Here is a 21,893-nt window from a genome sequence, read left to right as displayed (position 1 = left end):
TGATGTGTGTAGCTTTTATTTAGATGTTAGATTGATGTTATTTCTGGCATTTCTTTCCCTTTCATTTCTTTCCCTATCAATGCTGATATTGCGCCTATGATGTGTATTAGTGCGAAGAAGCTGAATGCTAGGAACCAGTTTCCTATGGATATTAGTGGTGGAACTATGTATGGGCCGAGGATGGCACCTATTCTTCCTATTGCTGATGCCCATGATGATCCTAGTCCTCTAGTGTAGGTTGGATATTGCTCTGGTGTGTAGGCGTATAGTGCTGCCCATGATCCTAGGTCAAAGAATGATAATGTGCTTCCCCATATTATCATCTCTGTGATGGTGTTGGAATTGGCATACATGAATGATGATAATGCTGTTAGAGCTAGGTATGTGCTTAATATTACTTTTCTTCCAATCTTTTCTACTAGTAGGATTGCACTATAGTATCCTGGTATTTGTGCTATGGTCATTATGGCTAGGTATTGAAAGCTTCTTATTAGTGGTATTTTGGCTGATAGTATGCTTTTGGGAAGCCATATAAATATTCCATAGTATCCCATTGCAATGGTAAACCAGACAATCCATAATGCAATGGTTACCCTTCTATTTTCCTTTGAGAACAATATTTTTATTTGCTCACTTATCCTTGGCTTAGAGGTTTTCATTTTAGGTAGTGTTAACTTGTATTGTTCTGCTATTTTTGTTGCTTTCTCTTTTTCTCCTACTAATAGTAGGTGTCGTGGTGATTGTGGAATGAACGGGTAGGGTGATAGTGTTAAGAGTAGTGATATTATGCCTATTGATGCCATGGATATTTGCCATCCATGTGATGGGAGAATAGTCCATGTTACTATTAATGCTATTAGCCATCCATATGCCCAGAAGCTTTCTAGGAAGCATATATTTTTCCCTCTTTCAATGGGGTTTGATAGTTCAGATACTAGTGCAGCTAGAATGGGGAGGAATCCCCCTACACCTATTCCTGATATTAACCTTAAGGTGAATATAGTTTGAAAGCTTGGTGGAGTTATTGGTATTGCTATGTTTGATATTGAAAATATTATCGCTAGAATGACGCATATTCTTTTTCTTCCAAGTTTGTCTGCTATTGGTCCACTTATTAGTGCTCCAATTAACATTCCAATTGTAGTGGATGCAGCCATTAACTGTATCATGAGGCCTGAAATTTCAAGGAAGTTTATTATGGATGGAAGTGTGAAGCTTAGTATCCCTACGCTCATTGAAGCTGCTGCCCACATTAATCCTGCGAGGGATGCTAGCCGAATTTTCATTTTGCTTCCCCTCCTTTAAGTTAAAATTAGAGTTATATAATTAACTATAATGTTGAGGATGGAGTCTGATTATGAGCCTCTTCTATGTTTTGAAAGTTTGGTTTACATGTGAAATTGAGTTAAGTGTATTGCTACTTCTATGTAGAGTTTATATGGGGGCTTCTAATGTTATGTTGTTTAAGTATGTTTAATAATGATTTTAGTAAAGTTTTTGTTTCTTATTTCTAATAGTTTTTTGCTTAAAATTTTAATTTATGTTGATGTATGGTTTTATGTAAGGTGGTTATATTGGATGTTGATGAAGTTGTCTCGCTTATTAAGGCTCCTCCCACAGAGGAGGTTTTAACTGAAGATAGGTTGAGGGCTTATTTGAATGAGGGTTTAAAGTTAAAGCATTATATTGGTTTTGAGATTTCTGGTTATGTTCATTTGGGTACTGGGATTATCTGTATGCAGAAGGTTGCTGATTTCCAGAGGGCTGGTGTTGAGACTATTGTTTTTTTGGCTGATTATCATTCTTGGATTAATAGGAAGCTTGGTGGGGATTTAGATACTATTAGGAGGGTTGCTGGTGGATATTTTAAGGAGGCTTTAAGGCAGTCTTTGAAGATTGTGGGTGGAGATCCTGATAAGACTAAGTTTATTTTGGGCTCTGAGCTTTATGAGAGGGTTGGGTTAAGATATGTGGAGAACATTATTAGGGTTTCGATGAAGACTACTCTTTCAAGGGTTAGGCGTTCTGTTACTATTATGGGGCGGAGGCAAGGTGAAGCCTTAGATTTTGCTCAGCTTCTTTATGTTCCAATGCAGGTTGCTGATATTTTTACTTTAAATGTTAATTTAGCTCATGGTGGTATGGATCAGAGGAAGGCTCATGTTATTGCAATTGATATTGGGGATAAGGTTTTTGGCTATAAACCTATTGCTGTTCATAATCATTTATTGATGGGTTTGAAGGTTTCGGATCGTGATTTCAAGGTGATTTCAATGGCTAAGAGTAGTGGTGATGTGGAGGCTTTTGAGGAGGGTATGATTGAAATAAAGATGTCTAAATCTAAGCCTAAAAGTGCAATTTTTATTCATGATAGTGAGGATGAAATTAGAATGAAGATTAGAAGGGCTTTTTGTCCATTTAGGAATATTGAGGTTAATCCTGTTTTGGATATTTTCAAGAATGTTTTATATAGGAATCTTCGTGAAGATCAATTTGAAATTGTTAATTTAAAGACTGGTGGGAGATTTAAGTTTAGGGATTATTTTGAGTTGGAGAGAGCTTTTGTGAGAGGGGAGGTTCATCCATTGGATTTAAAGAATTTTGTTGCAGATAGGTTAATTGAGTTTTTAGCTCCCATTAGAAAGTATTTTTTTGAGGGGGGAGGTAGAAAGTTCCTAGAGGAGATGGAGGAGATTAGGGTTACTAGGTAGCTGATTTTTGTTCCATTAACTTATTATACTTCATTGTTTAAAGTTATATTTGAGGTGCCGTAAAGCTTATTGCCCCTAAGTATTTCAAAGTAACTGGATTCACTGAGGTGTAATTGGATTAGGAGGTGATTGAAATATTTACACCACCTGGAATGGGTTATGATAGAGCTATAACTATATTTTCCCCTGATGGTAGATTGTTTCAAGTTGAATATGCTATGGAGGCTGTTAGGAAGGGTTTTACAACTTTGGGTGTTAAGTGTAATTATGGAGTAGTTCTAATGGCTGAGAAGCGTAAGCTTTCTCCATTAATTGATTTTCGTAGTATTGAGAAGATTTTTAAGGTTGATGAGCATATTGGAATTACATATGCTGGTATTCCCTCAGATGCTAGAGTTTTAATTGATAGAGCTAGAACTCAAGCTCAAATTAATAGGTTGCTTTATGATGAGCCTATTGATGTGGAGGTTTTAACTAGAAAGATTAGTGATTTAATGCAACTGTATACCCAGCATGGTGGAGTTAGACCTTTTGGTGTTTCTTTGATTATTGCTGGTATTGATGATAATGGACCTAGACTTTTTATGACTGAGCCTAGTGGTGCATATGCTGGCTATATTGCTGGTGCTATTGGTGCTGGAAGTCAGCCTGTACTTGACTTTCTTGAAAAGAATTATAGGCCTGATATAACATTGGAGGAGGCTGTTATACTTGCGATTAATGCTTTGAAGCCAGTGGTTGAGGGACCCCTTGAGCCTAGTAAGCTTGAAATTGGAATTGCAGATGTTAAGGATAGGAAGTTTAGGAAGTTAAGTGAAAAGGAAATTGCTGAATGGCTTGAGAAGTTCTCTGTTTAGAATATAATAACTTAGTAGCGGTGATGGAGTTGAGTGGTCAGAAAGCTGTTATTGCCAGGTTATCTGTTAAGGGGGAGCACTTTGAAATCTTAGTGGATCCAGATTTAGCCTGGAAGTTTAAGTCTGGTAAGCCTGTTAATTTGGAGGAAGTTCTTGTTGGTGATATTATTTATAGGGATGCTAGGAAGGGTTTTAAGGCTTCTGAGGAGTCTCTTTTAAAGGCCTTTGGGACTACTGATCTATATAGAATTGCTGAGAAAATTATTAGACGTGGAAGTTTACAGTTGACTGCTGAGCAGAGAAGGGAGCTTATTGAAGCCAAGAAGAGGCGGATAATAAGTTTTATTTCTAGGAATTGTATTGATCCTAGAACTGGTCTTCCCCATCCTCCTAAGCGTATTGAATTGGCTATGGTTGAGGCTAGGGTTTCTATTGATCCATTTAGAGATGCTGATGAGCAAGCTTTGAATGTTATTAAGGCTTTGAGAACTATTCTTCCACTTAAAATAGCTCATGTAACTATTCGTGTAAAGTTTCCACCTAGATATGCTGGGAAAGCTTATGGTATAGTTTCCCGCTTTGGTACTATTAATAAGTCGCAGTGGCTTTCTGATGGTTCTTGGCTTTGTGAGGTTGAGATGCCTGCTGGGTTGCAGCCTTCCTTTATATCGAAGGTTAATGAAATTTCTAAGGGTGAAGCTCAAATTGAAATTGTTAAATAATTGGAGGAGTTAGATTGACAATTTATGTTGAGAGGAGGAAGATTGTTTTCCCAGGTGAATTGCTTGCTGAAGGTAAGTATGGTAGTGGAGCTAACACTTATAGAGAGGGTGATAAAATTTATTCCGCTGTTATGGGTTTAGCTGAAATTCAGAGTAGAGTGATTAGTGTTATTGCTTTTAAGGGTTATTATGTGCCTAGGGTTGGAGATGTTGTTGTAGGGGTGGTTACTGATTATTCTCCTACAAGTTGGCAGGTTGACATTAACTCTCCTTATACTGCTATTTTGCAAGTTATTGATGCTTTGCCGAAGCCTATTGATCCTGCTAGGGAGCATGTCAAAAAGTATTTTGATGTTGGAGATGTATTGTTAGGTGAAGTTATTGTTTTTGATAAGACTAGAAGTCCAATGCTAACTACTAAGGGTAAGGGTTATGGGAAGCTTAAGGGTGGATATGTTGTTGAGATTTCTCCTACTAAGGTTCCTAGACTGATTGGTAGGAGAGGTTCAATGATTAACATGCTTAAGAAGGAGTTGAACTGCCAGATTATTGTAGGTCAGAATGGTAGGATTTGGTTTTCTGCTAAGAGTTTAGATGATGAAGAGTTATTTTTGAAGGTTATTAAGAAGATTGATTTAGAGGCTCCAATTCCCGGTTTAACTCAAAGGGTTAGAGAGTTGATTAAGGAGGCGAAGGCTAAGAGGAGGGTTTTGAGAAGCGTTTAACTTATATGGTTGAATATCCTATTTGGCAAGATAGTTTAGCTTTAATGGAGTTGAGTGTGATGAAGAGTGAGAATGTTCGTTTGATTAGTGAGGATGGATTGAGAGTTGATGGTAGGAAGTTAGATGAGCTTAGACCTATTGAAATTGAGGTTGGTGTTTTAGCTAATGCTGATGGCTCTGCCTTTATTCAGCAGGGTAAGAGTAAGATTTTAGTTGCGGTTTATGGGCCTAGGGAAATTCATCCGAGACATTTAGCATTACCTGATAGGGCGCTGATAAGATGTAGGTATCATATGGCTCCATTTTCAGTTGAGGAGCGTAAGTCACCTGCTCCTTCTCGACGGGAAATTGAATTATCTAAAATTATTCGTGAGGCCTTAGAGCCTGCAATTTTAGTTGACCGTTTCCCTAGGACTTCTATTGATATTTTTATTGAAGTTTTAGAGGCTGATGGTGGTACGAGGTGTGCTTCTGTTACTGCTGCTTCAGTAGCTCTTGCTCATGCTGGTATTCCTATGAGGGATTTAGTGGCAGCTTGTGCTGTAGGTAAGGTTGATGGTAAAATTGTTGTTGATCTTTGTGATTTAGAGGATAAGTATGGTGAAGTTGATATGCCTGTAGCTTACATGCCTAATAAGAAAGTTGTTACTTTGTTACAGATGGATGGTATTTTAACTAGGGAAGAGTTTGAGGAGGCCTTCAAGAAGGCTATTAGTGCTTGTGAGAAGATTTATGAGTTTCAATTAAATGCTTTGAAGAAGCATCTTTCTATAATTGAAGAAGCTATGGAGGGGGAGAAGTAATGGTTAATAGGGCCTCTTTAATTTTGAATAGAAATCGTCTTTTAAATTTGCTTTCTCAGGGTCGTAGAGTTGATGGTAGAGGTTTAAGGGATTATAGGCCTATTTCAATTGAGATTGGGGTTGCTGGGAAGGCTAATGGATCTGCTAGTGTTAGGATTGGTGATACATATGTTATGGTTGGTGTGAAGGCTGAGATTGGCTCGCCTTTCTCAGATACTCCTGATGAAGGTGTTTTAGTGGTTAATGCAGAATTTGTCCCGTTGGCTTCTCCTTCCTTTGAGCCTGGTCCTCCAGATGAGAACGCCATTGAACTTGCAAGAGTTGTTGATAGGGGTTTGAGGAAGAGTGAGGCTTTCAATTTTAAGGATCTCTGCATTATTCCTGGTAGGAAGGTTTGGATGATTTGGGTAGACATCTATGTTTTAGATTATAATGGGAATTTGATGGATTGCGCTGCCTTAGCTGCCTTAGCTGCATTAATGAATACTAGTCTTCCTGTAGCTAAGGTTAATGGTGAAGAGGTTGTATTGTCTGATGAAACTTTTTCTCTCAGGTTGGATGATTATCCAATTGCTGTGACTGTTGGAAAGCTTGGTGATTCATTGCTAATTGATCCTGTATTGGAGGAGGAGGAAGTGTTAGATGGAAGGATAACTTTCTTTGTAACTAAGAGTGGGAGTATATGTGCAATTCAAAAGAGTCTTCCCGGTGTGTTTTCACCTGAGGAGATTTTGGTTGCAGTTGATCTTGCACGTGAAAAGGCTATTGAGTTAAGGGAAAAACTTTTCAAAGTATTTAATTTATCGTAGATTTGAGTGGTGAATGACTTGGGTAGGACTAAGAAGGTTGGTAGTGCAGGTAGATTTGGTGCGCGATATGGTTCAACGATTAGACTTAGAGTTAAGCGTATAGAGGAGGCTATGCGTGCTCCTCATAGATGTCCTAGATGTAGGACTAGGGGTAAAGTTAAGCGTATAAGTGTTGGGATTTGGACATGTAGAAAGTGTGGTTTAACTTTTACAGGCGGAGCATATGTGCCTAGATCTTCTATGATGAAGTAATGTGATTTTAATGGGTTTCTTGATAACTACATCAAGAAGACCTACAAGGAGGACGAGGAGTTTTTGTAAGGATCTTGAGAAGGTGCTTCCTAATGCTATTAGAGTTAATAGGGGTAAGATGAGTCTGATTGATGTTGCTTTGAAGGCTATTGAATGTAATGTTGATCGTGTTGTTTTAATTTCTGTTTTTAAGGGTAATCCTGGTAGAATTAGGTTTTTTTTAGTCTCTAGGAGTTCATTTGTTGAGATTCCTCCTTTAATTAATATTCTTGGTGTTAAGCTTTTAAGGGAGTTTAGGAAGGGTCGATATATTAGGGTTTCATCTCTAATTGTTGTTCCAAGTGATATGAAGGATGATTTATTAAATTTTTCTCATCTTCTAGCTAATGCATTGAAGGCTAAGGTTGTTTTTTCACCTGACTCTAGCAACTTTAAGGTTAATACTGCTTTTTTAAAGGTTGAGCGAGGTAGAAATAATCCTTATAATTTATTTTTTGTGGATAAATTTAATGTTCCTATTGGTCCTTTAATTAGGGTTAAAAGTGTACGCTTTAAGTTAAGTGATAGATTGGAGGAGATTAGCTTTGTGGAGGACTGAAGCTTTCTTCAAGGTTGACTTAAAGGATGTTTATATTGCTGAAATTATCTTCAAGTCGCTTTATCCTGAAATTAAATTTCCTCCTTCTTCTAGGATTAAAGTTGACTTGAATATTGATGGATGCTTTATTAATATTCATATTAAGGCTGATTCTCTATCCTCTTTAAGGGCGGCTGTTAACTCATATTTAAGGTGGATTTCTCTTCTTTCGAGAAGTTTATATGTTATTAAGAGTCTTTGTTAAATTAACCGCAAGAATTTTAAGTTTAGATTTCAACCTAGGTGTGAGGTGTGTGGTTTGACACAGAAAATTCCTCCCGAAGTGGAGAATAAGCTCATTAGACTTCAAGAGTTACAGGAGCAACTTAGATTACTTATGTTGAGGAGGCAGCAGTTAGAGCTCCAATTAAGGGAAGTTGAACATGCTCTTAACCAAGTTAAGGATTTAGCAGCTGATGTTGAACTTTATAAGTCAACTGGATATGTAATGTTTAGGACAAGCAAGAATCAAATCGTAGATGAATTGACTGATAAGAAGGAGACACTAGAGTTGAGGATTAAAACTATTGAGAAGCAGGAGAAATTAGTTCGGAAAGAGTTTGAAGAGCTTAGGAGAGATTTAAGTAGGACGTTGTCTTTCACTAGCCCTACTTAGAGGTGGAAAAAAGCTTGGTTGAATTGGAGCTTATAGGTATTAAAAATATTAGTGAGGATCGAGTAGTTGAATTATGTGAATTAGCTGAAAGTGTTATTCGGGACTATATTTTTTCAAGGATTCCTAGGAGACAGGTGTTGGATTTAGATGTAACTGTTGAAGCTGATTTAAATAGTTCTTTGACAATTACTATTGATGTTGACGTTACATTATCTCCCTTTTTCCAAGTGGATTTAGAAAAAATTGAGGATGAGGCAATTGAGGAGGCCTTCAAAGTTATTGAACGAAGATTGAGGGAGTTTAGTGGATTTGAAGGGGAAAATACTTAGAGATTTCATCTTAAACTTGAAGCCTGAGAAATGTGTTCTTTTATGTCATCATAATGCTGATCCTGATGCTATTGGTAGTGCATATGCTCTTTCATATTTGCTGAAATCTTTGTTTTCAGACATGGATGTACGTATTGTTGCTCCTGAAGGTGTTAGCCTTTTATCCAGCAAGCTATTGTCTTGTATTTCGAATGCCACTGTTTTTTCTAATTTTGATTATGCCGATCTTTTAGTAATGGTTGACACTTGTACCTTTATTCAGCTTGGCTCATTTTCAAGTAGGATTCTAAATTCGGATGTACCGCTTATAATTATTGATCATCATTTACCGAGCAATAAGGTTAAGGATAGGGCTTCTCTTTTAATAGTTGATGATAGTGCTTCTTCAACTGCTGAGATTGTCTTTTCTATTTTTGAGGAGTTAGGTGTTAATCTAAGTAGAGATGTGGCATTTTCACTTTTTGCTGGTCTACTTTTTGATTCTAGACGCTTTGTATTTGCTTCCTCGAACTCATTTAGGATGGCTGCTGCTCTTCTTGATTGTGGTGTGGATTATAGGGATGTGTTAAATATTTTGACTGTTGATATGGATGTTTCTGAGAGAATTGCTCGTCTCAAAGCTGCACAAAGGATGAAAATTTTAAGGATTAAGGATTGGATTATTGTTTTATCACATGTGAGTTCATATGAGGCATCTGCTGCTAGGGCTTTAATTGAATTAGGTGCAAGTTTAGCATTAGTTGTTGGAGGTGGAAAGGAGTCTATAAGATTAAGTGCTAGGTCTACTAGGCGATTTTATGAGGAGACTGGTCTACATCTTGGTAGAGATTTAATGAAGCCTATTGGAGAGTTAATTAGAGGTGATGGTGGAGGACATGCAACTGCTGCTGGTGCAAATGGTGTCGGAGATGTTGATTCGGTTATTGAGATTTGTATTAAGATGATAAAGGAGAAGTTGAGCTAATTTTATAGCTTTCTTTTCGTTTAGTCTTCTAGCTTGTTGGAGGTTTGTAATTGCCGATCATAGAGTTGCGAAATGTCACTTATAGGTATCCTGGTTCAGATAGAATTGCAATAAGGAATATTAACTTGAAGATAGAGGCTGGAGAATATGTAGTTGTAACGGGTCCTAGTGGCTGTGGTAAAACTACCTTGTGTAGGTGTTTTAATGGTTTAATTCCTCATTTTTATGGTGGTGATCTTAAGGGTGAAGTTTATGTTTTAGGTTTATCTGTCAAGGATACTCCTACTAGTACTCTTGCCCAATATGTTGGTATGGTTTTTCAAGATCCTGAGTCTCAGCTTTTTCTCTTAACTGTTGAAAGGGAGGTTGCCTTTGGACTGGAGAATTTAGGTTTGCCTAGAGAAGAAATTGTAGCTAGAGTTGAGGAAGCATTAGAGTTGATTGGCATTCAACATTTGCGTGATAGATCGCCTCATGAGCTTTCTGGTGGTGAGCAACAGAAGGTTGCAATTGCTGCTTGTATTGCTATGAGGCCTAAGGTTCTAGTTTTAGATGAACCTACTGCTAACTTGGATCCCAAGAGTGCTTGGGATATTTTAAATGTTCTTTCTGGTTTGAGGAGGAATTTGGATATCACCATTATTCTTGTTGAACATAGATTGGATATGGTTGTTAATTATGCTGATAGATTTATCATTATGAATGAGGGTAGAATATTGTTGGATGGCTCTCCTAGGGAGGTTCTCTTAAACCCTGTAGTTGAGGGTATTGGTGTTGGTGTTCCTAAGGCTATTAGACTTTATGGTGAGTTAAGGAAGTATAATGTGAATTTAGGTTTTGTTCCTTTGTCTCCTTCTGATTTTAAGAGGGCTTTAATGGAGGTTTTAGGTAGATGATTGAGGTTCAAAATCTTTGGTATAGTTATGGGGAGGTGGTGGCACTTAGGAATGTGTCTTTGAAGATAGAGCTTGGTGAAGTTGTTGCGATTATGGGTGAGAATGGAGCTGGTAAGACTACTTTGATAAAGCATTTTAACGGTTTGCTTAAGCCTCAGAGAGGATTTGTAAAGGTTTTTGGTGTTGATACTAGGGAGGTTACTGTTGCTGAACTATCTAGACGTGTAGGTTTAATTTTTCAGAATCCTGATCATCAGCTTTTTGCTGAGACTGTTTGGGATGAAATAGCTTTCGCTTTAAAGAATTTTGGTTTTCCTGCAGATGTTATTGAGCGGCGTGTTAAATGGGCTTTAAAACTTCTAGATTTATATCATTTGAAGGATGAATCTCCTTTTGCTTTAAGTGGAGGTGAGCGTAAGCGTGTTGCTATAGCTTCAGTTTTGAGTTATAATCCTGATATTATCATTTTCGATGAACCAACAGTTGGTCAGGATTATGCTCAAAAGGAGAGATTGGCTCAATTAATTAAACTTTTACAGTCTCAGGGTAAAACAATTGTAATTGTTACCCATGATGTAGAGTTTGTAGCTGAGAATTTCCCTAGAGTTGTTATTTTATCGGAGGGGAAGGTTATTGCTGATGGTGCTACGAGAAGGATCTTAACTGATTGTGAGGTTTTAGAGAGGGCAAGGCTATTGCCCCCTCAAGTTACTCAAATTGCTTGGGAGTTGTCTAACTATGGTGTTCCACGTGACTTATTATGGTTGCCTGAAATTAGAGATGCTATTTTGAGAATTGTGGGTGGTGGATTTTGAAGGTTTTAGAGGGTTTTGAGTTTAGACGTGGAAATACCTTTATTCATAAGCTTGATCCTAGAGTTAAGCTTTTATATTCAATTTATATGTTTGCATTGGCTATGATTTATTCCCATTATTTAATTCTGGCATTTTTATTCATTTCTACTCTTCCACTTTTCTATGTAGCTAAGAGTTTGGGGAAGCTTTTTAGATCTCTTAAGGGTTCAGTATTTTTGATAGCTTTTATCTTTATAGTTAACTATTTGACTTTGGGTTTTGAACGTGCATTGGCTATGTGTGTTCGTTTTATCCTCATTATATCTTGTTTTTCAATTTTCTTTTTGACTACTTATCCTGAGGATTTTGCTGAGGCTTTAGTTAAATTGAGGGTTCCATATGAATTTGCCTTGACTTTTACGATGGCTATTAGATTTGTTCCCAGCTTATCTAGGGAGGCTCAAATTATTATTGATGCACAGCGTTCTAGGGGACTAGAGCTTGAGCGGGGTAGTTTCATTAAGAAGTTGAGAAATTATATTCCAATTTTAATTCCTTTGATTGTTGGTGCTATTAGGCGTTCTGTTAAAGTTGCAGAGGCTATGGAATCTAGAGCTTTTGGAGCTTCATCTAAGAGGACTAGTTTGAGAGAGATGAAGTTAAAGTTTAATGATTACTTTTTCTTGTTAATGGTTACTATACTTTTTATGTTTGCTTTATATTTGAGATATTGTTTGAATGTTGAAGATTATTTTTCTCTATTCTTGAGCTAATTTGACTCCTTCCTTCATGGCTTTTAAATTGATTTCTGTCATTTTTCTTATTTTCATTTTTATTGCCTTTTCAAGGGCGTTTGATGTGATTATCTTTGTTTTCTCTAATAGATATCCGAGCATTATCATGTTTGCAACTATTCTATGATATTTTTCATTAGCTATTCTTGTGGCTTTCACTTTGTATATTGTTATTGGTTGTTGGATTTTTTCTTTTACTAAGTCTTCGTCTATTATTAATATTCCATTTTTCTTTAGTGTATCTATGTATTTGTTTAATGCTGGCTGACTCATGGCTATCATTATGTCGCATTTTTCAATTAATGGGTATTTAATTCTTCTATCTGATATTATAACGTCGCTTTTTGCCGCTGTTCCCCTCGCCTCTGAGCCGTAACTTCGCATTTGTACTGCATATTTTCCATCTAATATTGCTGCTAAACCTAGAATTTCTCCTGCCAATATTACTCCTTGTCCTCCTAATCCACATATTCTAATTTCTATTCTCATTTTTCTCCCTCGCAATTTCCATTAGCCTGTAGATTTTTCTTGTGAATCCTTCTTCTTCCTTATCTATGAATTCTCCAATGATTATTTTTCTCTTCTTTTCTTCTTTTTTCATGTTTTTTGCTTTTTGTATTGTTATTGAATGATCTCTAAACCATTTTAGCATTTCTATTGGTTGTCTTTTTCCTATTCTTCTTCCGAAGGATGTCGGACATTGACTAATGACTTCTATGAATGAGAATCCATTTTTTATTAATGCCTTTTTTATGGAGTTTTTTAATTGTACTACATGGTAGGTGGTCCATCTAGCTACATAATTTGCACCTGCTGCTACCATTAATTTCACTACATCTATTGGATTTTCTATGTTGCCGTAGGGTGTTGTGGTTGTTTTTGCTCCTTCTGGTGTTGTCGGTGCTACCTGTCCTCCAGTCATTCCATAAACCATGTTATTTACCATTATTACTGTTATCTCAATATTTCTTCTTGCAGCGTGGATTAAATGGCTTAATCCTATTCCTGCAATGTCACCATCACCTCCAAATACAACGACTTTCAGATGTGGTTTTACTAATTTTATTCCCATGGCGACTGGTATTGCTCTTCCGTGAAGGGCGTGTATGCTGTCTGCCTTGAAGTGGGGTGATGGTATCCAAGCAGCACATCCAATTCCACTACAGAATACGAAGTTTTTCAAGTCTTGGTAGCCTAATTCTTGAACAGCTTTAAAGAAGCTATTTATGATGATGCCATTTCCACAACCTGGGCAGAATGGTGTTGGAAGACATTCTTTTCTTAAGTATTTTACAGAGAAGTGATCATTCATGGATTTAATCTCCTTATAATTTTTAGGATTTCATTTGGTGTTATAAGTTCTCCTCCACCCACCTTGTTTAGAGAAATTACTTTGCACTTGCCTTTTACTGTTCTTTTCACTTCTCTTGTTAACTGGCCTAGGTTTAATTCCGGTACAATTATTATTTCCGTTTTCTCGGCTACTTCTTCTACTATCCAGTCGGGGAATGGCCATAGTGTTTTTAGTCTTAGGTGAATTATTTTTATGTTTTGTTTTTGCGCCCTCTCCACTGCTTCATAAACTGATCTAGAGGTGCATCCATATGATATTATTCCAATCTTGGCATCTTCATTTCCTTCTACTTCATATTCTACGATCTCTTTTGCATTCCCTTCTATTTTCCAGTATAACCTAGTTATTAGTTTTCGGTGTACTTTAGGATCTGCTGTGAACCTATATCCCCATTCGTTATGTGTTGAACCTGTGACGAGGATGTTGAATCCTTCTCCTACTTCTGGCATTGGCGGTATTCCTCTTGGATCCTTCGATCCGAAGAATGGTTCTGATAGGTTGATTGGTTTTTTCCTGTTTATGATATCTATTTTCTCTGGTATTTCTACTGTTTCGACTATGTGGGCTGATAGCTCATCTGCTAGTAATACTACTGGAGTTCTATACTTTTCTGATAAGTTAAATGCCCTTATTGTTAGTTCATACATTTCTTGGGCTGAGTTTGGTGATAAAACTATGGCTGCATAGTCTCCATGGGTTCCCCATCTCGCTTGCATTACATTTCCTTGTGCTCCTTTACTTGCCTGGCCTGTGGCTGGTCCTACTCTTTGTACTACTGCTATTACGCATGGTGTTTCCGTCATGAATGCGTATCCTATTGCTTCTTGCATTAGGCTAAATCCTGGACCACTTGTCGCTGTCATTGATTTAGCGCCAGCCCAACTTGCACCTATTATTGAGTTTATTGCGGCAATTTCATCTTCTACTTGGATGAATATTCCCCCCGCTTGTGGTAGTCTTATCGCCATGTGTTCTGCAATTTCGGAGGCTGGTGTTATAGGGTATCCAGCGAAAAATTTACATCCCGCTGCTATTGCTCCCTCTGCACAAGCGATATTTCCTTGCCAAAACTTTACTCTTTTCTTGTCATTATTCCCCAATGTTTACACCATCAGCAACTATAATACTGGTTTAATAAAATAATTTTCATGAATAAAACAGCATGGCTTATATTATCCAGTTAAATGTTTATTTTTTGTTGATTAGTTTTCTACTTAACCAAATAGTGCTGCTAATCCCTCTGCTACTTCTTCTTCTGATTCTTCTTCTTCCTCCTCTTTCTTTTCTTCTACTTCTGCACCTGGAGTGACTGAAGGTGCAGCTGGTGCTGCTACAGATGGAGCGGCTATTGTTGCTGCACTAATTGCTTCATCAATATTTATTTCCTTTAATGCAGCTATTAATGCCTTTACTCTCATCTCATCTGTCTCAATGCCTGCTGCTTCTAGAATTTTCTTCACGTTTTCCTCTGTAATTGGTTTTTTAGCATAGTGCAAGAGTAAGCTTGCATATACGTACTCGATTTTAATCACCTCCAGTGCGATATTAGGAAAAGATTATACTAATATTTAAATTTAATCGACTTGAAAATATATGTTTTGACATTTTATAAGTTATTTTCACATATTGTTTATGGGGTTGAATATTGCGGATAGTGGTAGATGAACGGGAGAGAAATAGTAGAGTTCCTTTGAGGCTTAGAAATTTCGGTGTTATTGTTCTCTTTAGGTGTTTGACTGTTGGTGACTATATTATTTCTGAGGATTGTGCTGTTGAGAGAAAAACTGTTAGAGACTTTGTTAACAGTATTAGTAGTGGAAGATTGTTTGATCAAGTTTCTCGTTTAGCTTCTTCGTATTCTAAACCTACCTTGATTGTTGAGGGTGACGTTGATTTAGCCATTTCTCTCCTTAAGGGTGGTATAAGGTCTTTTTATGGGGCTCTTACTTATTTATGGTTGGTTCATGGTGTTGCCTCTTTCTTTTCTTCTAATGAGTTTGAAACTGCTGAGCTTTTATATGCTTTGATTAGGCATGAGCAAGTTAAGGATAGGAAGAGAGTTATAGTTAGGGTGAAGCCTAAGTTTTCATCGATTAGAGAGAGACAATTGTATGTTGTTCAAGGTTTTCCTAATATTGGACCTAAATTGGCTGAGAGGTTACTTAAGAGATTTGGGTCTATTAAGAGAATTGTTAATGCTTCTCCTGTTGAAATTGCATTAGTTGATGGTATAGGTAGAAAGGTTGCTTCAGAGCTTGTTAGTTTCTTTAATTTAAAATATGAGGAGGCTGATGTTTCTGAGAGGCAAGTAAGGCTAGATGAACTTTAAGTTTCTATTTGAAGATTAGTGTGCTACCTGCATATACTCTTTTAATTTTATCCTTAAATTCTACTGCCATTTTAATGATTGCATTTTCTCCAGTACAATGGCATGGCATTATATTTTTTATTTCATAGGATTTCAATGCTTCAATGGTTTTTTCAATTCTTTCCTTTTTTGCTCTAGCTAGGTGGAATCCACCTATTATTGCTCTAATACTACTCGTCTGAGTGATTTCTAGTGCTCTTTCTATTATATTTATTATTCCCGCATGTGCGCATCCAGTTATTATAATTAATTCATCTTTGAATTTTATGATTATTGATTGGTCATCAAGCATTTGGTCTTGAACGACATTATAGTTTTTAATGGTTTTTAGTCCTGAGATTTTTTCAAAGCTTGTTTTTCTAGGTATTTCTCCACTAATATATACTTGTCTTGAAATTTCCATGGGTTCTTTAACGCATAGTAGAGTGGCATGTTGTTTGATTTCATTGATTGTGAATGGAATACCATTATATCTCAACTTTGGTTTTAATGTGAATTTGGGTAGGAAGCAGTCTGGATGTGCGATTACTGGAGTTTTTCTGTTTATGGATTTCAATACTCCTAGTAGCCCTCCTGTATGATCGTAATGTCCATGGCTTAGAGCTATTATGTTTATTTCATCGAGTTTAATGCCCATTACTTCTATGTTGTTTTTTATAATATTGAAGGAGGGACCTAGATCAAAAAGTATACTTGTATTTTCTTGGTTGTTATATTTTAAGTTTAAGTAAACTGATAAACCATGTGCTCCTAAAATATTTCTCATACCAAGTTTCGCTGTATTTTCAACTAAAATTTTTATTTCTACTTCCTCTATATTTGACAAATATTTCACCTCGCTTAATTGTCTAATGTACAATTCAAAATAATTTATATTGTAAGGAAAGGGTTTTTAGATGCTTTTATTAGATTGATTTGGGGGAAACATTTGACTTTAAAGATGGTTCGAGAGGCAATGGAGCAAGTTGCATCATTTATTTCAAAGCTTCCCTCTATGATGGATTATAGCCAAATTGCACAAATGATTGACATGTTAATTTATGCTCAAGCTGCTAATCGATCTATCTTTGTTGTAGGTGCTGGAAGATCGGGTCTAATTGCAAGGGCTTTTGCTATGCGTTTAATGCATTTAGGTTTCCATGTTTATGTTATTGGAGAAACAATTACTCCTGCGGCTGGTAAGGGTGATATTCTTATAGCTATATCGGGGTCTGGTAGAACTATGATAGTTGTTACTGTTGCTCAAGTTGCTAAGCAGGTTGGTGCTAAGGTTGTAGCTGTAACTTCTCATCCAGATTCACCCTTGGGGAAATTGGCTGACCATATTGTTTTTGTTCCTGGTAGGACTAAGATTTCTGATGAAACTGATTATTTTTCACGTCAAATTTTAGGAATTCATGAGCCACTTGCTCCTCTAGGCACTCTTTTTGAAATTTGTGCAATGGTTTTCTTGGAGTCCATAATATCTGAATTGATGCATAGGCTAGGTAAAACAGAGGAGGATTTAAGAGCTAGGCATGCTACTATTGAGGGAACATAGCTTATTATTTTGCTATCTATCTACTGCCCACATTATTTCTGGTCCAGCTCTATATCCTTCATTGGCTAGATATCTTAGCCTGTAGGGGCATTGCTTTCCACTTAAACATATTGAAAGTCTTGCTCCACTTATTCTCCATCCCTTTATTCTACAATACCTACTTTCCAAGAGGAATGGACATTTCACTAAATTAATCCTCCCCAACAAACCTAGATGACTATTTTAATCTAAAAAGTTTGTGGTTAATGGGATTTAGAGTTTCAAGTAACATTTTTCTTTCATACGTTAATTTTATATTGGAGATTTACATTGCGTCGTGTTAGACCTTTAACTTATATAGAGCGGCTATTAAACAGTAATGTTAAACGTGGAATTATTGCAGGAGAAAGACTTCTTAAGGCTTATAAGGCTTGGAAAAGTTCGATGTCTGTTAATGATTTACTTTATTTCTTAAATTTAATTCAGAATGAGTTGAAAGAAGATATATTGATTTCTATTAATGGAATGGCTCAAACTATTGGTCAGTTTAGAGCGTTTAGTTTTGAGGAATTTGTTATAGACTTAATAGAAAGGAAATTGGAAGATTTGAAGTTTTCTTACGAAGTTTTTTGGAATGAAAAGCTTCCTATATGGCGGTCAATGTTGAATGAAGAGTATAATGCAGCTTTCGATGTGATTGTTGGTAGGATGGTTAATGGAAATATTAATCCATCAATAGCTATTGAGGTTAAAGTTGATGTTGATGCTCCTAGACTTAAAACTGCTTTATTCAACTTTACTCTGCTTAAGCGAATTTTTCCAGATGTGAAGTGTGTTTTAGTCTATATTAACTGGAATGCAGATGAAATTTTAATTCACTTAGCTAATGATTTTTTGGATGAAATATTTAATTTTACTTTTAATGTAGAAGTGAAAAGATTTTTAGATTTTATTGAACTAAGTTTATAAGCAAAAGGGTATTGCTTTATGATTAATGTTTAATGTGGAGTGTAATATTCATGGGAGAAATCATTCATCGTCCATCATGGGATGAATATTTTATGAGAATAGCTCATTTAGTTAAGAGGAGATCTACCTGTCTTAGACGAAGGGTTGGTGCAGTATTAGTTAAGGATAGACATATTCTATCAACTGGTTATAATGGTGCACCAAAGGGTCTGCTTCATTGTGCCGAGGTTGGCTGTTTAAGACAAAAGTTAAATGTTCCTTCAGGTCAAAGACATGAGATTTGCCGTGGGGTTCATGCTGAGCAAAATGCAATTATACAAGCAGCAGTTTTCGGGGTAAGTACTAGGGGGGCTTCTCTTTATGTAACTGACTTTCCATGTTCAATCTGTGCGAAAATGATAATTAATGCTGAAATTAAGGAAGTGATCTATGATGCAGAATATGAGGATCCAATATCGAAAGAGTTGCTTGAACAAGCTGGTGTTAAGATTAGGAGATTTGTGTTGAAAACTAATTCTCAGTAACTTATGGATGTAGGCAATGGAGAGTTCTACTATTAATCTGTATGGCCTCTAAAAATTTTAATATTATCTTTATTTATTTGGATTTCACTTTGATTTTAAAGGAGAATGTTTGCTTTAGTTCTTTATTTGAAGGTAATGATTTTTGGTTATTTCAATGTTTTTGTAATGTACTATAGGTTTCTTGTGATAGTTTAGTGATTTGTTGTTTTTATCATTTTCATTCTTTACTTTTAGAAAGAAACTAGTTTTCTACTAGTACGTTGACTATTTTGAATTTATTTACATCAATTAATCCCTTGTCTGTAATCCTTAATTCAGGGATTACTGGTAGGGCTAATATTGACATGGTCATGAATGGTGATCTTATCTTGCATTCCAACTTTTTCCATGCTTCCCCTATTTTTTCAACTTTTTTAGAGACTTTTTCTGCATTTTCTTCACTTATTAATCCTGCTATTGGTAGTTCTACTATTGCTAGAGGTTTTTTATTTTTAACTACTATCATTCCTCCTCCAACTTTGATTATTTTGTTTACTGCTTCCGCCATATCCTCCTCGTTTACACCTATGACTATTATATTATGGCTATCATGTGCTACTGTTGATGCTGCTGCTCCTGCTTTTATTCCAAATCCTTTAACGAATCCGAGACTTATATTTCCTGTAGCTTTATGTCTTTCAATTACACTTATCTTTATAATGTCTCTTTCTATGCTGGCTTTTATTTCATTTTCTTTTACCTCTACTTTTTCAATTAAATGCTCTGTTAATATGCTGTTTTCATTTACCTTTATTACTCGGATTTTAGCTTCCTCTTTATTTTCTACTCTAAATTTGAAATCTTCTTTGTTTAGTCTTCTCTTTACTTTAATGGTTTTCTTGGCGTAGCTTGGATATTTAAATCTTTTAATTGGGGTTCTCATTTTTCCTTTTTCAGCTACAATTTTCCCATCGATAATTACTTTTTCGACTATTATTTTTTCCAAGTTATTTATGATGAGTATATCTGCATATCTTGGTGGTGCTAGACCTCCTATATGGAGGTCTAAGTTGTAATGTTGAGATGGATTTATGGTTGCCATTTGAATTGCTTTTATGGGATCTGTCCCCTCTTCTATAGCTCTTCTCACAATGTAATCCATATGTCCTTCTCTGATTAGATCTTCTGGGTGTCTGTCATCTGAAACTAGGATTATTCTTCTTGAATCTATTCCTTTATCTGTTACCACTTTTATGACTCTGCTCAAGTCTTTCCATGCTGAGCCTTCTCTAATCATTAGTGTCATTCCTAATCGTAGTTTTTCAATACCTTCGGCTTTGCTTGTAGTTTCATGGCATGATCTTATCCCTGCAGATGTATACGCACATAATTTTGCTCCTGAAATTTTTGGTATGTGTCCTTCGACTATTTTTCCTGTTTTTATGGTTACCTTGATTTTATCTAGTATTTCTTTATCTCCTTCGATGACTCCTGGATAATTCATTACTTCAGCTAGTCCTACTACCTCATTCCATTTCATAGTTTTAATAATGTCTTCTGCTGTTATTTTCGCTCCAGAAGTTTCAAACTCACTCTTTGTAGCCGGTACACATGAGGGTATGCATATAAACACTTTTAATGGAGTAAGTTTTGCTTCTTCTATAAATAGTTTAATGCCTCTTACTCCTAATACATTGGCTATTTCATGGGGATCTATAAAGATACTGGTTGTTCCTCTTGGTATGACTATTCTTGAGAACTCACATATTGTTAACATTGAACTTTCTACATGGATATGTCCGTCTATGAATCCTGGTGTAGCATATTTGCCTTTTGCTTTAATGATAGTTGTATTTTCTCCAATTGTGTGATCTGCTTTCCCTACTAATGCAATTCTATCCTTTTTTATTGCTATATCCGTTTTTTCTATTATTTCACCTGTATATACATTGACTAGATCGCAATTCTTGATTACTACATCTGCCTTTATTTTTCCAGTTGCAGTATGAATTAATTCTTCCATTATTTCGCTCAGTTTACTTCTATTTGGAACTCCATTCTTCATTGTCATCACTCATTTATTTCATTTTGGCATTTAATATTGTTTAGACTGTTTCGATGGAGTAATAAAAGTAAATTTTCTATTTATTTTAGGGGTGGTTAACGTGATTCTTCCTAAAAGTTTTCTTAAGTGGGCTTATTTTGAGAGAGTTAAGTTTGTTAAGTCTTTTCTTATGAGTGGAGGGCAAATGAGTAAAGATTTTCTTATTGAGAGCACTAGACATACTCCTGCATTGTGTACAGCTAGGTTAACTAATAATGGAAGAATATTTGTTAACGCTAAGATTGTTGGTGCTGGTTTTGTTCCTAAAGTAGAGTTTCTTTCTGAGGCAATTGAAGATTTCAGGGATCATGTGAATTCGAGTGGGGATCTATCTCCACGTGAATATACAGTTAGGGGGATTAAGTTGTTATTGAAGCATGTTTATTTTGAAGATGAAAGGGAGGCTTATAGAAGGATGGATTTTTCAAAAATTTCAACCTTGGAGTTGGCTAAAGATATTCCACATTCATCTAAGCATACTTGGACTAATTTGCAGTATTGTAAGTCTGCATGTCTTTTATATTATATGCCCCCTTCAATTAGCTTTGAATTGCATGGGATAATTGAGATTCATATGGATGGATTATATTTTGAATTTGTAAATTTAGCTCATGATGTTTTTCACTATACTCGAGCAAGTAAGAGGGTTATGCGGCCTTGCTTAATTTTTAATGTTGAATCCGTATATGATAATAGTCCTAACAGAAACGCGTTCGGCTTACTAATAAGTGAGAAGCTTTCATAACATAAAGTTAATTAAGTTTTATAAATATATGAAAAATGGTGACGGCAAATGAAGACATATATTAAGATTTATGGACCACCTGTTTTAGAAGCCTTGAAGGCTTTGGAGCGTGTTGCAGTGGAGATTTCCAAGGAGTTCCCAGAGATTTGCTTCTATGATATGCTGGGTGCACAGGCATTACCTCTAGATGAGACTATTTCAGACGTCCTTGGCATGTCTATTGATGATGCCAGACTTCATCGTGAAAAGCTTGTGAGTAAAAGTGGTTGGACACTTGGAGATTACGACTTTTACTTTGAATGGGCTAGAGCTCCAAAATTTGAAGAGCTTAAACGGTTAATTGAAAAAATTGATGAAGCATTAAAGCCATTGGGCTGCCGTTATACTGTGACTACTAAGTAGACTGTCATTATTTTTTACTT

At 36.1% G+C, this 21,893-nt stretch carries 29 protein-coding genes; 21 read left to right on the top strand and 8 right to left on the bottom strand.

Annotated features, from left to right (window positions below):
- Nucleotides 1–26: 26 nt before the first annotated feature.
- Nucleotides 27–1,286 carry an MFS transporter gene (locus tag ACW8TM_RS06035; protein ID WP_491532373.1) on the bottom strand — a complete coding sequence of 420 codons (1,260 nt, stop codon included), beginning with the start codon at nucleotides 1,284–1,286 and terminating at the stop codon, nucleotides 27–29.
- Nucleotides 1,287–1,574: 288 nt separating this feature from the next.
- Here ACW8TM_RS06035 and ACW8TM_RS06030 point away from each other — a divergent pair, with 288 nt between their 5' ends.
- From ACW8TM_RS06030 to ACW8TM_RS05960, 15 genes are all read left to right on the top strand, one after another.
- Nucleotides 1,575–2,711 carry a tyrosine--tRNA ligase gene (locus ACW8TM_RS06030; protein ID WP_491532372.1) on the top strand — a complete coding sequence of 379 codons (1,137 nt, stop codon included), beginning with the start codon at nucleotides 1,575–1,577 and terminating at the stop codon, nucleotides 2,709–2,711.
- Between the two features lie 125 nt (nucleotides 2,712–2,836).
- A complete protein-coding gene (gene psmA / locus ACW8TM_RS06025) occupies nucleotides 2,837–3,568 on the top strand; it encodes an archaeal proteasome endopeptidase complex subunit alpha (protein WP_491532371.1) in 732 nt (243 codons plus the stop codon).
- Between the two features lie 23 nt (nucleotides 3,569–3,591).
- The gene (locus ACW8TM_RS06020) at nucleotides 3,592–4,290 is read left to right on the top strand and encodes a ribosome assembly factor SBDS (RefSeq protein WP_491532370.1); all 699 of its coding nucleotides are present in this window, start codon (nucleotides 3,592–3,594) and stop codon (nucleotides 4,288–4,290) included.
- A 14-nt stretch (nucleotides 4,291–4,304) separates the two neighbouring features.
- Nucleotides 4,305–5,015 carry an exosome complex RNA-binding protein Rrp4 gene (rrp4, locus tag ACW8TM_RS06015; RefSeq protein WP_491532369.1) on the top strand — a complete coding sequence of 237 codons (711 nt, stop codon included), beginning with the start codon at nucleotides 4,305–4,307 and terminating at the stop codon, nucleotides 5,013–5,015.
- A gap of 59 nt (nucleotides 5,016–5,074) precedes the next feature.
- Nucleotides 5,075–5,818, top strand: a complete 744-nt coding sequence (rrp41, locus tag ACW8TM_RS06010; RefSeq protein ID WP_491532433.1) for an exosome complex exonuclease Rrp41 — start codon at nucleotides 5,075–5,077, stop codon at nucleotides 5,816–5,818.
- Nucleotides 5,818–6,627 carry an exosome complex protein Rrp42 gene (gene rrp42, locus ACW8TM_RS06005; RefSeq protein WP_491532368.1) on the top strand — a complete coding sequence of 270 codons (810 nt, stop codon included), beginning with the start codon at nucleotides 5,818–5,820 and terminating at the stop codon, nucleotides 6,625–6,627. The genes rrp41 and rrp42 overlap by 1 nt, the downstream gene beginning before the upstream one ends.
- 18 nt (nucleotides 6,628–6,645) lie before the next feature.
- Entirely contained in the window at nucleotides 6,646–6,879 is a 234-nt protein-coding gene (locus ACW8TM_RS06000; RefSeq protein WP_491532367.1) for a 50S ribosomal protein L37ae, read from the top strand.
- Between the two features lie 10 nt (nucleotides 6,880–6,889).
- Nucleotides 6,890–7,477, top strand: a complete 588-nt coding sequence (locus ACW8TM_RS05995) for a hypothetical protein (RefSeq protein ID WP_491532366.1) — start codon at nucleotides 6,890–6,892, stop codon at nucleotides 7,475–7,477.
- Complete coding sequence (locus ACW8TM_RS05990; RefSeq protein WP_491532365.1) at nucleotides 7,464–7,721, top strand: KEOPS complex subunit Pcc1; 258 nt, start codon at nucleotides 7,464–7,466, stop codon at nucleotides 7,719–7,721. Before ACW8TM_RS05995 ends, ACW8TM_RS05990 begins: the two co-directional genes overlap by 14 nt.
- A 54-nt stretch (nucleotides 7,722–7,775) precedes the next feature.
- Nucleotides 7,776–8,132, top strand: coding sequence for a prefoldin subunit beta (locus ACW8TM_RS05985; RefSeq protein WP_491532364.1), 357 nt, complete (start codon nucleotides 7,776–7,778; stop codon nucleotides 8,130–8,132).
- Nucleotides 8,133–8,146: 14 nt separating this feature from the next.
- Entirely contained in the window at nucleotides 8,147–8,461 is a 315-nt protein-coding gene (locus ACW8TM_RS05980) for a DUF3194 domain-containing protein (protein WP_491532363.1), read from the top strand.
- On the top strand, nucleotides 8,442–9,425 hold the full coding sequence (locus ACW8TM_RS05975; RefSeq protein ID WP_491532362.1) for a DHH family phosphoesterase: 984 nt from the start codon (nucleotides 8,442–8,444) through the stop codon (nucleotides 9,423–9,425). Before ACW8TM_RS05980 ends, ACW8TM_RS05975 begins: the two co-directional genes overlap by 20 nt.
- Nucleotides 9,426–9,475: 50 nt before the next feature.
- Nucleotides 9,476–10,321: an energy-coupling factor ABC transporter ATP-binding protein gene (locus ACW8TM_RS05970; protein ID WP_491532361.1), complete on the top strand. Its 846-nt coding sequence runs from the start codon at nucleotides 9,476–9,478 to the stop codon at nucleotides 10,319–10,321.
- Between the two features lie 38 nt (nucleotides 10,322–10,359).
- The gene (locus tag ACW8TM_RS05965) at nucleotides 10,360–11,136 is read left to right on the top strand and encodes an energy-coupling factor ABC transporter ATP-binding protein (RefSeq protein ID WP_491532360.1); all 777 of its coding nucleotides are present in this window, start codon (nucleotides 10,360–10,362) and stop codon (nucleotides 11,134–11,136) included.
- Entirely contained in the window at nucleotides 11,133–11,888 is a 756-nt protein-coding gene (locus ACW8TM_RS05960) for an energy-coupling factor transporter transmembrane component T family protein (protein WP_491532359.1), read from the top strand. The genes ACW8TM_RS05965 and ACW8TM_RS05960 overlap by 4 nt, the downstream gene beginning before the upstream one ends.
- Here the strand turns inward: ACW8TM_RS05960 and ACW8TM_RS05955 are convergent.
- The 4 genes from ACW8TM_RS05955 to rpl12p all read right to left on the bottom strand — a co-directional run bounded on the left by ACW8TM_RS05955 (nucleotide 11,874) and on the right by rpl12p (nucleotide 14,786).
- Entirely contained in the window at nucleotides 11,874–12,398 is a 525-nt protein-coding gene (locus ACW8TM_RS05955; RefSeq protein WP_491532358.1) for a 2-oxoacid:acceptor oxidoreductase family protein, read from the bottom strand. The genes ACW8TM_RS05960 and ACW8TM_RS05955 overlap by 15 nt on opposite strands.
- Complete coding sequence (locus ACW8TM_RS05950) at nucleotides 12,382–13,221, bottom strand: thiamine pyrophosphate-dependent enzyme (RefSeq protein ID WP_491532357.1); 840 nt, start codon at nucleotides 13,219–13,221, stop codon at nucleotides 12,382–12,384. The genes ACW8TM_RS05955 and ACW8TM_RS05950 overlap by 17 nt, the downstream gene beginning before the upstream one ends.
- Entirely contained in the window at nucleotides 13,218–14,363 is a 1,146-nt protein-coding gene (locus ACW8TM_RS05945; RefSeq protein ID WP_491532356.1) for a 2-oxoacid:acceptor oxidoreductase subunit alpha, read from the bottom strand. Before ACW8TM_RS05945 ends, ACW8TM_RS05950 begins: the two co-directional genes overlap by 4 nt.
- A 114-nt stretch (nucleotides 14,364–14,477) precedes the next feature.
- The gene (gene rpl12p, locus ACW8TM_RS05940; RefSeq protein WP_491532432.1) at nucleotides 14,478–14,786 is read right to left on the bottom strand and encodes a 50S ribosomal protein P1; all 309 of its coding nucleotides are present in this window, start codon (nucleotides 14,784–14,786) and stop codon (nucleotides 14,478–14,480) included.
- 131 nt (nucleotides 14,787–14,917) lie between these two features.
- Between rpl12p and ACW8TM_RS05935 the strand changes: the two genes are divergently transcribed.
- Complete coding sequence (locus ACW8TM_RS05935; protein ID WP_491532431.1) at nucleotides 14,918–15,592, top strand: ERCC4 domain-containing protein; 675 nt, start codon at nucleotides 14,918–14,920, stop codon at nucleotides 15,590–15,592.
- 4 nt (nucleotides 15,593–15,596) lie between these two features.
- Here ACW8TM_RS05935 and ACW8TM_RS05930 read toward each other — a convergent pair whose 3' ends face one another.
- Nucleotides 15,597–16,457, bottom strand: a complete 861-nt coding sequence (locus ACW8TM_RS05930; protein ID WP_491532355.1) for an MBL fold metallo-hydrolase — start codon at nucleotides 16,455–16,457, stop codon at nucleotides 15,597–15,599.
- A gap of 102 nt (nucleotides 16,458–16,559) precedes the next feature.
- On the opposite strand from ACW8TM_RS05930, the gene hxlB reads away from it, so the two are divergent.
- Nucleotides 16,560–17,171 carry a 6-phospho-3-hexuloisomerase gene (gene hxlB / locus ACW8TM_RS05925; RefSeq protein WP_491532354.1) on the top strand — a complete coding sequence of 204 codons (612 nt, stop codon included), beginning with the start codon at nucleotides 16,560–16,562 and terminating at the stop codon, nucleotides 17,169–17,171.
- 12 nt (nucleotides 17,172–17,183) lie between these two features.
- Here hxlB and ACW8TM_RS05920 read toward each other — a convergent pair whose 3' ends face one another.
- Nucleotides 17,184–17,357, bottom strand: a complete 174-nt coding sequence (locus tag ACW8TM_RS05920; protein WP_491532353.1) for a hypothetical protein — start codon at nucleotides 17,355–17,357, stop codon at nucleotides 17,184–17,186.
- A 123-nt stretch (nucleotides 17,358–17,480) separates the two neighbouring features.
- Here ACW8TM_RS05920 and ACW8TM_RS05915 point away from each other — a divergent pair, with 123 nt between their 5' ends.
- Nucleotides 17,481–18,119: a hypothetical protein gene (locus tag ACW8TM_RS05915; RefSeq protein WP_491532352.1), complete on the top strand. Its 639-nt coding sequence runs from the start codon at nucleotides 17,481–17,483 to the stop codon at nucleotides 18,117–18,119.
- 50 nt (nucleotides 18,120–18,169) lie between these two features.
- Nucleotides 18,170–18,643, top strand: a complete 474-nt coding sequence (locus ACW8TM_RS05910; protein WP_491532351.1) for a deoxycytidylate deaminase — start codon at nucleotides 18,170–18,172, stop codon at nucleotides 18,641–18,643.
- 241 nt (nucleotides 18,644–18,884) lie between these two features.
- Here ACW8TM_RS05910 and ade read toward each other — a convergent pair whose 3' ends face one another.
- The gene (gene ade, locus ACW8TM_RS05905) at nucleotides 18,885–20,687 is read right to left on the bottom strand and encodes an adenine deaminase (protein ID WP_491532350.1); all 1,803 of its coding nucleotides are present in this window, start codon (nucleotides 20,685–20,687) and stop codon (nucleotides 18,885–18,887) included.
- Nucleotides 20,688–20,787: 100 nt separating this feature from the next.
- On the opposite strand from ade, the gene ACW8TM_RS05900 reads away from it, so the two are divergent.
- Nucleotides 20,788–21,471 (top strand): hypothetical protein, encoded by a 684-nt coding sequence (locus ACW8TM_RS05900; RefSeq protein ID WP_491532349.1) that lies wholly within the window; start codon nucleotides 20,788–20,790, stop codon nucleotides 21,469–21,471.
- A 48-nt stretch (nucleotides 21,472–21,519) separates the two neighbouring features.
- Entirely contained in the window at nucleotides 21,520–21,873 is a 354-nt protein-coding gene (locus ACW8TM_RS05895) for a hypothetical protein (protein WP_491532348.1), read from the top strand.
- Nucleotides 21,874–21,893 lie beyond the last annotated feature (20 nt).

The organism is Candidatus Culexmicrobium sp. (genome assembly GCF_058356305.1).
Note: the sequence above shows the minus strand (reverse complement) of the source record. Positions and strands in the feature narration are given on the sequence as shown.